This is a genomic window from Spirillospora sp. NPDC048911 (assembly GCF_043198015.1).
In the GTDB taxonomy this organism is placed as follows: Bacteria; Actinomycetota; Actinomycetes; order Streptosporangiales; family Streptosporangiaceae; genus Spirillospora.
In genome coordinates this window covers 1,343,469-1,357,433 of the sequence record NZ_JBICUD010000002.1, presented here as the reverse complement: position 1 = coordinate 1,357,433, position 13,965 = coordinate 1,343,469, and the positions used below count along the sequence as shown (strand labels likewise).

Here is a 13,965-nt window from a genome sequence, read left to right as displayed (position 1 = left end):
GCCGTGACCTCGCAGAGGAGCTTCTCCTCCGCGCGACCACGGCTTCCGGTCGAGCTGCTACTCCTGGCCGTTCCGTGGGGTCGAGTCGACGGCGGTATCGTCCGCGGCCTCGTCCACGGCCAGGTCGCCACCGAGGTAGGCGGCCCGGACCTCGGGGTCGGTCAGCAGGTCCGCGGCGGGCGCGGACTTGACGACCTTGCCGGTCTCGATCACGTACGCGCGGTGGGCCAGCGAGAGCGCCTGCTGGGCGTTCTGCTCGACCACCAGCACGGTGGTGCCACGCCGGTTGATCTCCTCGATGATCTTGAAGATCTGCTGGATCAGCATGGGCGCCAGGCCCATCGAGGGCTCGTCGAGCAGCAGCACCTTGGGCTTGGTCATCAGCGCGCGGCCGATGGCCAGCATCTGCTGCTCGCCGCCGGACATGGTGCCGCCCGCCTGCTTCTTGCGCTCGCCGAGCCGCGGGAACAGGTCGTACACCTCGGCCAGGTCCTTGGTGAGGTCCCCCTTGCGGGCGTAGGCGCCCATGTGGAGGTTCTCCTCGACCGTCATGCCGGGGAAGATGCCCCGGCCTTCCGGCGACTGGCCGATGCCCAGCAGCACCCGCTTGTGGCCCGGGACCTTGCTGATGTCCTTGCCGTCGAAGGTGACCCGGCCGGACGTCAGCGGGCGCAGCCCGGAGATCGTCTTCAGCGTGGTGCTCTTGCCCGCGCCGTTGGCGCCGATGAGGGTGACGATCTCACCCTCATCGACCTGCAGCGACACGCCCTTGAGCGCTTCGATCTTGCCGTAGTGGACGTAGATGTCCTCGATCTCAAGAAGCATCGGCGGGAGCCCCCAAATACGCTTCGATCACCTTCGGGTTGCTCTGGACCTCCGAGGGCAGCCCCTCGGCGATCTTCTCGCCGAAGTCCAGGACCGCGAGCCGGTCGGCGATGTTCATCACCAGGCCCATGTCGTGCTCGATGAGCAGGACGGTGCGGCCGGAGTCGCGGATCTTGCGGATGAGCCCCTGCAGCGCGACCTTCTCGGCGGGGTTCATGCCCGCCGCGGGCTCGTCGAGCAGCAGCAGCTTCGGGTCGGTCGCCAGCGCGCGGGCGATCTCCAGCCGCCGCTGGTCGCCGTACGGCAGGTTCTTGGCCGTCTCCTCGGACCGGTGGCCGATGCCCACGAACTCCAGCAGCTCGCGGGCGAGCTCGCGGCCCTGGCGTTCCTCCTTGTAGTGCCAGGGCAGGCCGAGGATCGCCCCGATCGCGCCGGTCTTGTGGTTGGCGTCGGCGCCGACCATCACGTTCTCGAGCGCCGACATGTTGTGGAACAGCCGGATGTTCTGGAACGTACGGGCGACACCGCGCTTGGTGACCTTGAACCGCTTCATGCCGCTGATGCGCTGGCCGTCGAAGACGATCGCGCCCTCGGTCGGCTTGTAGACGCCGGTGGTCACGTTGAACACCGTGGTCTTGCCGGCGCCGTTCGGGCCGATCAGCGCGAAGATCTCGCCCTTGTTGACGTTGAAGGCGACCTTCTTGAGCGCCACGACGCCGCCGAACCGCATCGTGACGTCGCGCAGCTCCAGCAGCGGGGCCGCCGCGCCCTGGGCGGGCGCCCCGGGCGCGCTCTCGGTGCTCACGTCGCTCACTTGCCCACCTCCGGAGCCGCGGTCGTCGGCGTGGCCACCTCGGCGCCCATGGAGCCCATGCCGCCGGAGCCCTCCTGCATCTCGGCCTTGCGCTGCCGGGACGGCAGCAGGCCCTCGGGCCGGACGATCATCATGATCACCAGCACGGCGCCGAACAGCATGTAGCGGTAGTCGTCCAGGAACCGGAACCGCTCCGGCAGCCAGGCGATGATGAACGCGCCCAGGATCACACCCGGGATGTTGCCCGAACCACCGAAGACCACACAGACCAGGATGGTCGCCGACAGGATGAACGGGAAGTTCTCCGGCTGGATGTAGCCCTGCGGGCCGCCCATCTGCCCGGTGCCCGCCAGGCCGCCGACCATGGCGCCGACGAAGAACGCGAGCAGCTTGAACTTGAACGTCGGCACGCCCATCAGCTCGGCGGCGTCCTCGTCCTCGCGGATCGCGGCCCACGACCGGCCGACCCGGCTGTTGTTGAGCCGGATCGAGACGATGATGACCACGACGATCATCGCCACGATGAGGTAGTAGAACGGCTTGACGTCCAGCACGTCGTTGAAGTCGAGGCCGAACATCGTCGGCGGCCGGGGCAGGTCGGAGATGCCGCGCGAGTCGCCGATCGCGGTGGTGTTCCGCGCGACGATGCGGATGATCTCACCGAAGCCCAGCGTCACGATCGCGAGATAGTCGCCGCGCAGCCGCAGCGTCGGCGCGCCGAGGATGATCCCGGAGGCCGCGGCGATGACGAGCGCGGCCACGACCGTGCCCCAGAACGGCCAGCCGTGCTTGCCGCCGAGCACGCCCACGCTGTAGGCACCGATGGCGAAGAACGCCACGTAGCCGAGGTCGAGCAGGCCGGCCTGGCCGACCACGATGTTGAGGCCGAGCGCCAGCAGGATGTAGATGCCGATCGGGTCCCACAGCGTGGTGATCCAGTCGGTCTCCGGCGACATGATGTTCGCGACGCCCTCGGTGGGCAGGACGAAGAGCACGAAGAGGAGCAGCAGCAGGTAGACCAGCCATCGCACGTAGTGGGGCGCGTCGGCCCACCAGTCGCGGATCCGGTCGGACAGGCCGCTCCTTGCACTGAAAGTCTGCTTGAGGTTCATGCGCGCGCCTGCTGGAGAGATTCACCGAGAAGACCGGTGGGACGGAACATGAGGATGACCACGAGAACGGTGAAGGCGATGACGTCCTTCCAATCGGAGCCGAAGAAGATCGCGCCCCAGTTCTCGATCAGTCCCAGCGCGAACCCGCCGAGCAGCGCGCCGCGCAGGTTTCCGATGCCGCCGAGCACGGCGGCGGTGAACGCCTTGACGCCCAGCACGAAGCCGACGTTGTAGACCGTCAGCTCGAACTCGACGACGTACAGCACCGCGGCGACACCGGCCATGGCGCCGCCCAGCAGGAACGTGGTGCGCACGATCGTGTCGATGTTGACGCCCATCAGGACCGCCGTCTCGGGGTCCTGCGCCGTCGCCCGGATGCCGCGTCCGACCTTGGTCCGGCTCACGAACTGGTCGAGCGCGATCATCATGACCACCGAGGCGACGATGACGATCACGTGGTCCAGCCGCACGGTGGCGCCGAAGATCTCAAAGAGCTTGTCGCGCTCGACGATCCGGGGCACGCCGACCTGGTTGCGGCCCTCGGGCCGGTCGAAGAGCTTGGGGATGACCTGCAGGGCGAACAGCTCCTGCAGGAAGAAGGAGGCGCCGATCGCGGAGATCAGCGCGGCCAGCCGCGAGGCGCCCTTTCTCCGGAGCGGACGATAGGCGACGACCTCCAGGAGGACCGCCGCGCCGCCGGAGGCCGCCATCGCGACGACCATGAGCAGCAGCAGCACGCCGAGCAGCGCGAAACCGCTGTAGGGAGAGGTGACGTTCAGGAGCTCCGTCACCGTGAACAGCGCACCGATCGTGCCGATCATGAAGATCTCGGAGTGCGCGAAGTTGATCAGGCGCAGCACGCCGTAGACCATCGTGTAGCCGAGCGCGATCAGCGCGTAGATGGCCCCGACGGTCAGGCCGCCCACTGTGGACGGCCAGAACTGATTGATGAAGTCGTTGAGCAATGGATCGCCTTCAAGACGGGGACGGCGGTCAGCCGTCCGACTGACAGAGGCGGGAGCGCGGTAGCGCTCCCGCCTCGGCGCCGTCACATGCGTGGCAACTGGGCCGAATCAGCCCTTCGGCTTGGCCTCGTCGGTCTTGCCGAGCCACTTGATGGCTCCGCCCTGAACCTGGTACAGGTGGATCGTGGTCTCGGCCAGCTCGCCGTCCGGACCCCACTTGACCTGCTTGGAGACACCCTTCGCCGTGTAGGTCGACAGGAAGGTGTTGATCTTCTCACCGGTCTCGTTGCCGGCCTTGATCGCCGCGGTGAAGGCCGTCGCGGCGTCGTAGCCCTCGGTCGAGTAGATCGCCGGGGTGGTGTTCACCTTCGCCTTGTAGTCCGCCACGAACTTCACCAGCGTCGGGTCGGTCTGCTCGCCGAACGGGATGAAGCAGGGGCAGCCCAGCAGGGCGTTCTCGGCCTGCTTGGCACCGGCCGCCTCGACCAGCTTGGCGTCCAGCGAACCGTCACCGGAGGCGAAGAGCGCGGTCACACCGCCGTCGCGCAGCTGCTTGAGGAGCTTGCCGCCCTCGGAGTAGTAGCCGCCGTAGAAGATGACGTCCGGATTGGCCGCCTTGACCTTGGTGACGGTCGAGGAGAAGTCCGACGCCGTCTCGTCGATCTGGTCGCGCTCGGTGGGAATGCCCTTGGCCTTGAACGCCTGGAAGGCGAAGTCGCCGATGCCGACGCTGTAGGCCTTCTTGCCGTTGATGACGTAGGCCTTCTTCGGCGACTTGGCCTTGATCAGGGCCTCGGCGATGCCGGTGCCCTGGGCCTGGTCGGTGGCGACCAGGCGGTGCCAGTACTTGTGACCCGCCTTGGACAGGTCGGGGTTGGTCGCCGACGGCGTGATGCTCGGGACCTTGCCCTTGTCCAGGATGCCGTTGGCGGCCTTGGACTCACCGGAGAACGCCGGGCCGATCATGGCGACGATCTTGTCGTCCTTGATCGCCTTGGGAGCCAGGGCCGCGGCCTGGTTCTCCTTGCCCTGCGTGTCATAACGGATCAGCTTGACTTTTTTCTTCGGGTTCGTCGCGTTGTACTGGTCGATCGCCAGCTGCGCGCCGTTGAACGGCGGGATGACGATCGCCGAGTCCGGACCCGAAAGGTCACCCATGAAACCGATGTTCAGGGTGTCGCCGCCGCCACCACCGTCGTCGCCGCCGCAGGCGCTCGCACCGAGCGCCAGCACCGCGCTCATCGCCACCGCTCCGGTGACTCTCATCATGTTGCGCCGCAAGGTGCCCAACCTTTCCATCCGGATCCTCAATGGATCGGGTACGAGTGTTGACCCCGCGACTTCGCCCTCAGCGGGTGAAAGCGGTCACTCGGGGACCTGTCCGTAGTACACCGATGTGACATCACAGATCAGCACCCAAGAGCAGAAGGGTTACCCCTTCGTTACGCCTCCGTGCCCATGTGACACCGGCCCGTACATGGGCTGATTACAGAAAGTTATCACCCGACACAGACATCCCATGAATGCGCGCCGAACATTCGCCGACAAACTGCCGACCGTCCATCAGGACGTGGGAGGTTCCTCGGCGGGCTTGCCCAGAGCACCGGCGACGACGGCGTCGGCGACGGCCCGCATGGTCAGGCGGCGGTCCATGGACGTCTTCTGGATCCACCGGAAGGCCTCGGGCTCGCTCCATCCGTTGGCCTCCTGGAGCAGGCCCTTGGCGCGGTCGACGACCTTGCGGGTCTCCAGCCGGTCCTGGAGGCCGGCGACCTCGGCCTCGAGCGCGCGCAGCTCGGTGTAGCGGCTGACGGCCATCTCGATGGCCGGCGCGAGGTCGGTCTTGGTGAAGGGCTTGACGAGGTAGGCCATGGCCCCCGCCTCGGTGGCCCGCTGCACCAGCTCGCGCTGGGAGAACGCGGTGAGGATGACCACCGGCGCGATCCGGTCGGCGGAGATCCGCTCGGCCGCCGAGATGCCGTCCAGCACGGGCATCTTGACGTCGAGTATCACCAGGTCCGGCTTCAGCTCGCCGGCCAGCCGCACGGCGGTCTCGCCGTCCCCGGCCTCGCCGACGACCTCGTAGCCGTCCTCCTGCAACATCTCCTTGAGGTCCAGGCGGATCAGTGCCTCGTCCTCAGCGATCACCACACGCAGCGCGCTCTCCGTCACGAGCACGAGACTACCGGGAGGCGCTACTCTGGTCAGCGGCAGGTAGGGCGATCACCCACCGCACTTTTAGCTTCAGAAGAATGTCCAACATAAGCCCCGATATCCCAATGGCAGAGGAAGCGGTCTCAAACACCGTTTAGTGTGGGTTCGAATCCCACTCGGGGCACCCGTCACGAATGATGCCGTCGTCGAGGCGCAGAGTGCGGTCACATTGGGCCGCCACCTCGGGGTCGTGGGTCGCGATGATCAATGCCGCGCCGCGTTCGGTCTCGGCCAGAAGGCGCTTGAGCACCAGGTCGCGGTGGCCGGGGTCCTGCTCGGCCGTGGGCTCGTCCGCCAGCAGGAGCGCGGGACGGCGGGCCAGGGCGAGCGCGACGGCCGTGCGCTGTTGCTGGCCGCCGGAGAGTTCTTCGATCAGGTGATCGGCATAGGGGGTCATGCCGAGGGTCTCCAGGGCGTCTGCGGCCAGCTCGCGTGCTTTCGCCGGAGGCCGGCCTGCGGCGCGGAGGGCGATTTCCACGTTCTCAGCGGCGGTGAGCAGGGACATCAGGCCGTAGCCCTGGAAGACGTAGGAGATCTCCTGGCGTGCCGATTCGCCGATGGGGGCTCCCCGGAATCTCACCTGTCCGTGCGTGGGGGTGATGACTCCGGCGAGGAGCGTCAGGAGGGTTGATTTGCCTGAGCCCGATGGGCCGATCACGGCGATGCGTTCGCCCGCTGTCGCTTCCAGGTCGATGCCGGTGAGGATGGCACGGCCGTCGATCGTGTGCGACAGGCCCTCGGCGCGCAACATCACTCGGCCTCCCGGCGCAGCTCGACGCCGTCGGGCAGGGCGCGGGCGACGGCCCTGGTGCCCGGCGGCAGGATCTCCTGGAGCGCCGGCGGCAGCTGGACGGAGCCGTCCCGGCCCACGACCAGGTACTCGGCGCCGTCGCGTTCCTCGGAGCCGACGCGTCCGTCACGGATGGTGAGGCTCCGGTCGAACGCGGCGCTCACGGCGGGGTCGTGGGTGACCACGACGACGGTGGTCCCGTTCTCACCTGCGGCGCGCAGCAGATCGATCACCACGGTGGCCGACTCGCGGTCCAGCTGGCTGGTGGGCTCGTCGGCGAGGAGCAGGCGCGGGCGGTGCGCCATGGCGATCGCCGCGGCGAGGCGTTGCTGCTCACCACCGGACAGGCGTCCGGCGGGGCCCGGCACGTTCTCCAGGCCCACCTGTTCGAGGAGGCCGGCGATCACGCGGCGGCCGCGGGCGATGCGCTGGGCCTGCGCGATGTTCTGGGCGGCGGTCGCGTGCGGCAGGACGTTGCGAGCGGGGTTCTGGAGGACGATGCCGATCTCCCGGGCGCGCAGCCGGGACAGGGCTCCCGGACCGAGCGTCTCGACGTCGCGGCCGAGGACGCTGAGCTTGCCCGCGCTGGGCTTCAGCAGGCCCGCGAGCAGCCAGAGGAGCGTCGTCTTGCCCGCGCCCGAGGGCCCGATGAGGGCGAGGGACTCACCCTGGCCGACCTCCAGATCCACCCCTCGGAGGGCGATGACGTCGTCCTCCTCGGCCCGGTAGATGTGCAGGACGTTGTCACAGCGAACGGCGGTCACGGCGGGGCCTCCCTGAGCTGGTCGGCGCGGACGCGGGTCATGAAGGCGCCCGACATCAGCCAGGCCCCGGCGAACGTGAGGGCCGTGGCGGTGGCGATCACACCGGCGAGGAGCCACGGGTCCGGCGCGCGGGTCAGGTCCGGGACGGCGGGCGGGTGCACGAACTGCGGGATGGACGGGAGCGCGAGCCAGACGGTGAGGAGCCCGGCGATCACGCCGACGGACGTGCCGAAGCCGAGGACCACGAGTTGTTCGGCCAGGAGGCCGCGGCGCAGAACGCGGCGGCGGGCTCCCGCGACGCGGAGGGCGGCGAGTTCGTACGTGCGGCGGCGACCCGACGCGTACAGGCTGAGCATCGCCCCGGCGGCGGCGAGCAGGGCCGCCGCGGCGGAGGTGACGAGCAGGAGCATGAGGGCCAGCCCCGGGCCGTCCTGCCCGAGCGCCTCGGTCTCGGCCTTGACCGTGCGCTCGGAGAGCACGGTCATGCCCGCGGCGTGGATCGCGGTCTTGATCCGGGGCGCGGCCTCGGGGGTGCTCCAGATCTGGTGGTCGACGGTCCCGGTGGCGACGGTGCCCGCGACTCGGCGGGCCTCGGCCTCGTCGATGACGGCGCCGGCCTCGCCGGCGGCGGGCAGCGCGAGGACGGTGGAGGTCACCTCCGCCTCCAGCGGGCGGCCGTCGAGCCCCAGCGCCGCGGACTTCCGTTCGGAGGCCTCAGGGATCACGCCGGGAGTCGTGACGGCCGCGATCCTCCCTCCGGGGCCGACGTAGCCGAAGCCCTGCCAGAGCGAGAGCGGCGCGTGGAACGAGGCCCGTATGCCGCCGGGGACTTCGTGGCCGCCGGCCTTGAAGACGCCGAATTCCTGGTCTTCGACCAGGAGGACGCGCCATTGCCTTTCGGAGATCACGGGCTCCACGCGGTTCCATCGTCCCGCGGCCCGCTCCTGGAGGTTCCGGACGATCAGGTCTCCGTCGACGGCGGACGGGCTCTTGCTGGGCGGGACGTGGAGGAAGACGCGCAGGATCTCGCAGCCTCGGGAACATCCGGGCAGCGTGCCGGCGAGGGTGCGCCGGCCGGGTCCGGAGATGGTCCCGAGATCGACCTCGGTGGAGCGCAGGCGGCCCGGCTGGAGGATCTCGACGCGGATCTCGGCGCTGACAGGCTCCTTGGTGGCCGAGTCCCGGAGCGTTCTGACGTCCAGCTCGGCCCGGAGCCGCTCGCCGTGGACGAGCGGCGGCGTCCCCGACAGCCGCGACAGCTTCTCCATCATCGAGGCCAGTGACTGTTTCCCGAAGTCCGGCCGCCAGTACGCCACGGCCGCGAACCGCTTCGGGTCGACGGCGAGCGTGACGGGCGCACCCGGCTCGGTGCGGCGGGTGGCCAGGACCGGCGCGGCGGACCGGCCGGCCGGGTCGGCCTGGCGGACGAAGTCGGCGAGCGTCCTGTCCGCGGGCGGGCTGACGGTCAGGACGACGGGGGCGCCGATCCGGACGCGCGCGACCTCGCGGTGGTTGGTACGGGTGACCGACCACGCGGCGGTGGCGAAGACGACCAGGGCGAGCGAGGTCGCGAGCGAGATCGTGAGGCGGTTGCCGCCGGGTCTGCGGGCGATCTGGCGGAGGGCCAGGAAGGCCCCGAGGCCGCCCTGCCGCCGCGTCCGGCCGAACAGGGCACGGCAGGCCGGCGGGAGCGCCCGCGCCGCGATCAGGGCCGCGCCCAGGGCGAGCAGCCCGGGGACCACGAGCGAGACCGCGTTCTGGCGTCCCGCCGTGGACAGCGCGCCGGAGCCGACGATCTGCGCGAGGCCACCGGCGACCAGGGTCAGCAGCACCGCCTCCGGGACCCACCCCCGGCCGGGGCGGCGGCGTCCGGCCGTCCGGCGCCACTGCTCGGTGACGGGCCGCGACAGGGCGGTGCGCGACGCGATGACCACCGCCACGAGGCCGCCGGCGGTGGTGCCGGCGGCCGCCAGCCAGACCGCCACGGGCATGCCCATGGTCACCGTCTCGCCCAGGAACGCCGCGGCCATCGATCGGGCGGCGACCCGCCCGAGCCCGATGCCGAGCGGCAGCGCGATGAGCAGGAGCAGCACGGGCTCGGCGAGGCCGAAGGCCAGCAGCCGCACGCCGGTGAGCCCGCGGAGCTTGACCAGGGCGATGTCGGGGGCGCGGGCCTGGGCGACCTCGGTCATGAGGAGGAAGAGCAGCAGCCAGCAGAGCACGACCAGCTGCAGCGTCACCACGATCACCGGGACCTGGAGGGTGCCCAGGGTCGCGTCGATCTCTTCGAGTGTGGTGGCGAGTTCGGAGTGGAACGACGTCCACGTGCGCAGCTGGCCGAACGCGGCGGCGTCCCGTACCGCCGTGCCCAGCTCGCGCCGGTCACCGGGCCGCAGCGCGTCGACCCGCACGGGCAGCAGGATCCGGCCGATGAAGCCCACCTCGTCGGGGACCTTGCCCAGCTGAAGGGGTTCGGCGACGAAGAACGCGCCGTCGCCGCCCCGCCCCGGCGGGCTGCCGTACCAGTAGGGCGAGTCGGCGTCACGGATCGTGTAGACGCCGGTGATGAGGAGCGTCACCTGCCTGCCCCCGGTGTCGCGAAGCCGCGTCCGCACCCTGCTGCCGGCCTTCCAGCCCCGGGCCGCGGCCGTCTCCCGGTCGACGGCGGCCCGCGTGAACGGCGCGTCCCACATCTCCGGCGTGGAGTCGGGGCAGCGTCCCGACTCGAAGGTCAGATGAGCGCACGCGCCTTGCCGCCAGGTGATGCCGGCCGCTCTGCCGGTCCCGAAGTCGCCGGTGCCCTTGATCTCCATGATGGGGCTCTGGAACAGCCGATCGTGCCCGTGGAGCGCACCGGTCGCGTACGACTCCAAGGGGCTTCGGTCCAGCGCCTGCCCGGCGGGCGAGAGCGCGGTGAGGTGCAGGGCCTGCCCGGCGGGCGGCGCCTTGGTGATCGTACGGCGCAGCGCGAACGTGGCGGCGGCGTCGTGGTAGGACGGGCCGATCGAGGCGGCGGCGACGGCGACGACCGCCATGAGCAGGAGCCCGGCGGACATGCCCCGCCGGAACCACAGGCCGCGCCAGAGGGTGGCCGCCCGTCCCGTTCCCCGCATGATCGTCGCTCCCGCCGGCCGTCGTCCCTGGTGGGATCAACGTGCCACGGGGAGGATCATGGCGGTGGGTTTCGGCCGGTGACGGTCGGCCGGGCAACCTCTGAACACCTGTGCAGATGTGCGGACGAGCTCTGGCGGGGGTTCGGCGCGGCTCAGCCGGGGTAGCGGGTGGCCTCGTCCAGCTTCACATTGCCCGGCTCGGCGATGACCTGCGGCTTGGGCGGGACCTCCTGGGAGGCCAGGGTGTCGGCCGGCGGCGTGCGCGGTGGCAGGGACCGCCACCGCGTGGCCGTGCCCGGCTCGCGGCCGTCGTCATCGCGCGGGTGATCGCTCATATCGGAATCATGCGATCACCGGCGCCGGAATGTCCAGCTTTCGGGCGGACCGGCGCCGGCTTCCGAGCCGGGTCAGTCGCGGACGGCGATGGCGTCGCCGATGCGGTGGACGCGGAGCGCGTTGGTCGAGCCGGCGGTGCCGGGGGGCGAGCCGGCCACGATCACCACGCGGTCGCCCTTCTGGACCTGCCCGGTCTCCAGCAGGCCCTGCTCGACCTGGCGGACCATGTCGTCGGTGTGGTGGGCGTGCGGGACGATGAACGTCTCGGTGCCCCACACGTGGGCGAGCTTGCCGCGCACGGCCGGCACCGACGTGAACGCCAGCAGCGGGATCGGCGAGCGGTAGCGCGACAGCCGGCGGGCCGTCTCGCCCGACATCGTGAACGCGACGAGGGCCTCGGCGCCGATGATGGCGCCGACCTCGGCGGCGGCCCGGGCGATCGCGCCGCCGACGGTCTCGGGGATGCGGTCGAGGGCGTGCGTGGCCTGCAGCGACGCCTTCTCGGCCGTGGTGACGATGCGGCTCATCGTCTCGACCGACTCGATCGGGTACTGCCCGACGCTGGTCTCGCCGGAGAGCATCACCGCGTCGGCGCCCTCGAAGACGGCGTTGGCGACGTCGGAGGTCTCGGCGCGGGTGGGCCGGGGCGCGGAGATCATGGATTCGAGCATCTGGGTGGCGACGATCACCGGGCGGGCCTTCTCGCGGCACAGCTCGATGGCGCGCTTCTGGACGATCGGCACCTCTTCCAGGGGGAGCTCGACGCCGAGGTCGCCGCGGGCGACCATGATGCCGTCGAACGCGGCGACGATCTCGGGCAGCGCGGCCACGGCCTGCGGCTTCTCGATCTTGCCGATGAGGGGGACGCGGACGCCCTCCTCCTCCATGATCCGGTAGCAGATGTCGGCGTCCTCGGGCGTGCGGACGAACGAGAGCGCGACCATGTCGACGCCGAGCCGCAGCGCCCAGCGCAGGTCTTCCTCGTCCTTGTCGGTGAGCGCGGGCACGCTCACCGGAACGCCGGGCAGGTTGAGGCCCTTGTTGTCGGACACCATGCCGCCGACCATCACGCGGGTGTGCACGCGGGGGCCGTCGACCTCGACGACCTCGAGGGCGACCCGGCCGTCGTCGATGAGGACGGTGTCGCCGGGGCTGACGTCCCCGGGCAGGCCCTGGTAGGTGGTGGACACCTCGCGGCGGCTGCCCGGGACGTCCTCGATCGTGATCGTGAACTCGTCGCCGAGCGTCAGCCGTACCGGCCCGTCCGGGAACCGCCCGATGCGGATCTTGGGGCCCTGGAGGTCGGCCAGGATGCCGACGCCGCGGCCGGTCGCCTCGGCGGCGGCCCGCAGCCGGTGGAACACCTGCTCGTGGACGGCGTGCTCGCCGTGGCTCATGTTGAGCCGGGCGACATCGATGCCGGCCTCCACGAGGGCGTGGATCTGCTCGGGGCTCGAGCAGGCGGGGCCGATGGTGCTGACAATCTTCGCTCGACGGGTCACGTGCACAACGCTACTTAGTTACCGGCGGGTACGGATATTCGTGCAGGATGCGGTCGCCGAAGATTCACGTACTGGTCTAGGTCAGAGGTCTAGACCATAGGGGGAAATGTGACCTGAATCACCATCGGCCCGGCCCGCGGTCACCGCTTGAAGGCCTCGACGGCGGCCTGGCAGAACGCCTTCAGGTCGTCGGGCTTGCGGCTCGTCACGAGGACGTTCGGGCCGCCCTCGCAGACCTTGACCTCTTCGTCGACCCACGTCGCGCCGGCGTTGCGCAGGTCGGTCTGGAGGCTCGGCCATGACGTCAGCGTGCGGCCGCGGACGACGTCGGCCTCGATGAGCGTCCAGGGCGCGTGGCAGATCGCCGCGACCGGCTTGCCGGTGTCGAAGAACGCCTTGGCGAACGCGACGGCGTTCGGCTGCGTCCGCAGGAAGTCCGGATTGGCGACGCCCCCGGGCAGCACGAGCGCGTCGAACTCCTCCGGCGGCGAGACGTCCACGGTCGTGTCGACCGCGAAGGTGTCGCCCTTGTCGAGGTGCTCGAACGCCTGGATACGGCCCGACTGCGTCGAGACCAGCCGGGGCTGCCCGCCCGCCTGCTCGACGGCCTTCCAGGGCTCGGTCAGCTCGACCTGCTCGACGCCCTCGGGCGCGCAGAGGAAGGCGATGGTCTTGCCCTGAAGATCGGTGGCCATGGCGGAATTCTCCCCTTCTCGTCGGTTTGGGCTGTCCTCGTTGCCCCTGCCCACGACGGGCAGTGGTATGCAGGAAGGGTGAAGGCCAGCCGCTATCTTGAACTTCCCGCGCCGGCGGGAGCCGGGCTGGCCTGCGTCTGGCGCCACGAACTCGCGGCGGGCGCCGGCGAGCCGTACGAGCAGCGCGTCGTCCCGGACGGCTGCGTCGACCTGATCTGGTGGAGCCGGGACGCGCGGATCCAGGTCGCCGGGCCCGACACCGGCCCGATGCTCGCGAGGCTGGACCCCGGTGACCGGCTGATCGGCGTGCGCTTCCGGCCGGGCATGGCCGCGCCGATCCTGGGCGTGCCCGCCGACGCCGTCCGGGACGCGCGGCCTCCGCTCCGCGATCTGTGGGGGCCCGAGGCGGACCGGCTGGGCGAGGCGCTGGCCTCGGCCGGCGACCCCGCGCAGGTCCTGACCAGGGCGGTGCTGCGGCGGAGCACCGAGTCCGAGCCCGCCGACCCGATCGTCCAGCCCCTCCTGCGCGACCTGGCCGGCCGCCCCGTCAGCGAGGCCGCTGACGCACTGGGCCTCGGCGAGCGGCAACTGCGACGGCGGGTCCTGGCGGCCTTCGGGTACGGGCCGAAAACGGTCCAGCGGGTGCTGCGCTTCCAGAAGGCGCTCGGGCTGGCGTACGCGGGCCGGCCGCTCGCGGACGTCGCGTACGCCACGGGATATTCCGATCAGGCACATCTGGCCCATGAGGTGCGCGAACTGGCGGGCGCCCCGCTGACCGCCCTGCTGGAGAAGGCCGCTTCGCTGGAGAGGGCCGCGGACCTCACCCCCGTCTGAC

13 protein-coding genes and 1 tRNA gene are annotated in these 13,965 nt (G+C 70.5%); 2 read left to right on the top strand and 12 right to left on the bottom strand.

What is annotated here, in order from left to right; all coding sequences use genetic code 11:
- Positions 1 to 57: 57 nt before the first annotated feature.
- The 6 genes from ACGFNU_RS13635 to ACGFNU_RS13610 all read right to left on the bottom strand — a co-directional run bounded on the left by ACGFNU_RS13635 (position 58) and on the right by ACGFNU_RS13610 (position 5,894).
- On the bottom strand, positions 58 to 825 hold the full coding sequence (locus ACGFNU_RS13635) for an ABC transporter ATP-binding protein (protein WP_392593238.1): 768 nt from the start codon (positions 823 to 825) through the stop codon (positions 58 to 60).
- Entirely contained in the window at positions 815 to 1,555 is a 741-nt protein-coding gene (locus ACGFNU_RS13630; RefSeq protein ID WP_392593528.1) for an ABC transporter ATP-binding protein, read from the bottom strand. Before ACGFNU_RS13630 ends, ACGFNU_RS13635 begins: the two co-directional genes overlap by 11 nt.
- An 80-nt stretch (positions 1,556 to 1,635) precedes the next feature.
- Complete coding sequence (locus ACGFNU_RS13625; protein ID WP_392593236.1) at positions 1,636 to 2,751, bottom strand: branched-chain amino acid ABC transporter permease; 1,116 nt, start codon at positions 2,749 to 2,751, stop codon at positions 1,636 to 1,638.
- Positions 2,748 to 3,716 (bottom strand): branched-chain amino acid ABC transporter permease, encoded by a 969-nt coding sequence (locus ACGFNU_RS13620; RefSeq protein ID WP_392593234.1) that lies wholly within the window; start codon positions 3,714 to 3,716, stop codon positions 2,748 to 2,750. Before ACGFNU_RS13620 ends, ACGFNU_RS13625 begins: the two co-directional genes overlap by 4 nt.
- Before the next feature lie 108 nt (positions 3,717 to 3,824).
- Positions 3,825 to 4,985 (bottom strand): branched-chain amino acid ABC transporter substrate-binding protein, encoded by a 1,161-nt coding sequence (locus ACGFNU_RS13615; RefSeq protein WP_392593232.1) that lies wholly within the window; start codon positions 4,983 to 4,985, stop codon positions 3,825 to 3,827.
- Positions 4,986 to 5,279: 294 nt separating this feature from the next.
- Entirely contained in the window at positions 5,280 to 5,894 is a 615-nt protein-coding gene (locus tag ACGFNU_RS13610) for an ANTAR domain-containing response regulator (RefSeq protein WP_392593231.1), read from the bottom strand.
- 87 nt (positions 5,895 to 5,981) lie between these two features.
- Here ACGFNU_RS13610 and ACGFNU_RS13605 point away from each other — a divergent pair.
- Positions 5,982 to 6,054, top strand: a tRNA-Leu gene (locus tag ACGFNU_RS13605).
- On the opposite strand, the gene ACGFNU_RS13600 is transcribed toward ACGFNU_RS13605, so the two are convergent.
- The 6 genes from ACGFNU_RS13600 to ACGFNU_RS13575 form a co-directional block, all read right to left on the bottom strand.
- Complete coding sequence (locus ACGFNU_RS13600) at positions 6,025 to 6,681, bottom strand: ABC transporter ATP-binding protein (protein WP_392593229.1); 657 nt, start codon at positions 6,679 to 6,681, stop codon at positions 6,025 to 6,027. The two genes, ACGFNU_RS13605 and ACGFNU_RS13600, sit on opposite strands and share 30 nt — an antisense overlap.
- A complete protein-coding gene (locus ACGFNU_RS13595; RefSeq protein WP_392593227.1) occupies positions 6,681 to 7,484 on the bottom strand; it encodes an ABC transporter ATP-binding protein in 804 nt (267 codons plus the stop codon). The genes ACGFNU_RS13600 and ACGFNU_RS13595 overlap by 1 nt, the downstream gene beginning before the upstream one ends.
- The gene (locus ACGFNU_RS13590; RefSeq protein ID WP_392593225.1) at positions 7,481 to 10,597 is read right to left on the bottom strand and encodes an FtsX-like permease family protein; all 3,117 of its coding nucleotides are present in this window, start codon (positions 10,595 to 10,597) and stop codon (positions 7,481 to 7,483) included. Before ACGFNU_RS13590 ends, ACGFNU_RS13595 begins: the two co-directional genes overlap by 4 nt.
- Positions 10,598 to 10,749: 152 nt before the next feature.
- Positions 10,750 to 10,932, bottom strand: coding sequence for a hypothetical protein (locus ACGFNU_RS13585; protein ID WP_392593223.1), 183 nt, complete (start codon positions 10,930 to 10,932; stop codon positions 10,750 to 10,752).
- A 72-nt stretch (positions 10,933 to 11,004) separates the two neighbouring features.
- Entirely contained in the window at positions 11,005 to 12,435 is a 1,431-nt protein-coding gene (gene pyk, locus ACGFNU_RS13580; protein WP_392593221.1) for a pyruvate kinase, read from the bottom strand.
- Between the two features lie 140 nt (positions 12,436 to 12,575).
- Positions 12,576 to 13,130 carry a type 1 glutamine amidotransferase domain-containing protein gene (locus tag ACGFNU_RS13575; protein ID WP_392593219.1) on the bottom strand — a complete coding sequence of 185 codons (555 nt, stop codon included), beginning with the start codon at positions 13,128 to 13,130 and terminating at the stop codon, positions 12,576 to 12,578.
- Positions 13,131 to 13,208: 78 nt separating this feature from the next.
- Here ACGFNU_RS13575 and ACGFNU_RS13570 point away from each other — a divergent pair, with 78 nt between their 5' ends.
- Positions 13,209 to 13,964 (top strand): DUF6597 domain-containing transcriptional factor, encoded by a 756-nt coding sequence (locus ACGFNU_RS13570; RefSeq protein WP_392593217.1) that lies wholly within the window; start codon positions 13,209 to 13,211, stop codon positions 13,962 to 13,964.
- The last annotated feature ends 1 nt before the right edge of the window (position 13,965 follow it).

Bases quoted from the DNA above. Each gene is read 5' to 3' on its own strand.
- ACGFNU_RS13615 (WP_392593232.1), bottom strand. From the start codon at position 4,985: ATGATGAGAGTCACCGGAGCGGTGGCGATGAGCGCGGTGCTGGCGCTC.
- ACGFNU_RS13585 (WP_392593223.1), bottom strand. From the start codon at position 10,932: ATGAGCGATCACCCGCGCGATGACGACGGCCGCGAGCCGGGCACGGCC.
- ACGFNU_RS13575 (WP_392593219.1), bottom strand. From the start codon at position 13,130: ATGGCCACCGATCTTCAGGGCAAGACCATCGCCTTCCTCTGCGCGCCC.
- ACGFNU_RS13600 (WP_392593229.1), bottom strand. From the start codon at position 6,681: ATGTTGCGCGCCGAGGGCCTGTCGCACACGATCGACGGCCGTGCCATC.
- ACGFNU_RS13590 (WP_392593225.1), bottom strand. From the start codon at position 10,597: ATGCGGGGAACGGGACGGGCGGCCACCCTCTGGCGCGGCCTGTGGTTC.
- ACGFNU_RS13625 (WP_392593236.1), bottom strand. From the start codon at position 2,751: ATGAACCTCAAGCAGACTTTCAGTGCAAGGAGCGGCCTGTCCGACCGG.
- ACGFNU_RS13635 (WP_392593238.1), bottom strand. From the start codon at position 825: ATGCTTCTTGAGATCGAGGACATCTACGTCCACTACGGCAAGATCGAA.
- ACGFNU_RS13630 (WP_392593528.1), bottom strand. From the start codon at position 1,555: ATGCGGTTCGGCGGCGTCGTGGCGCTCAAGAAGGTCGCCTTCAACGTC.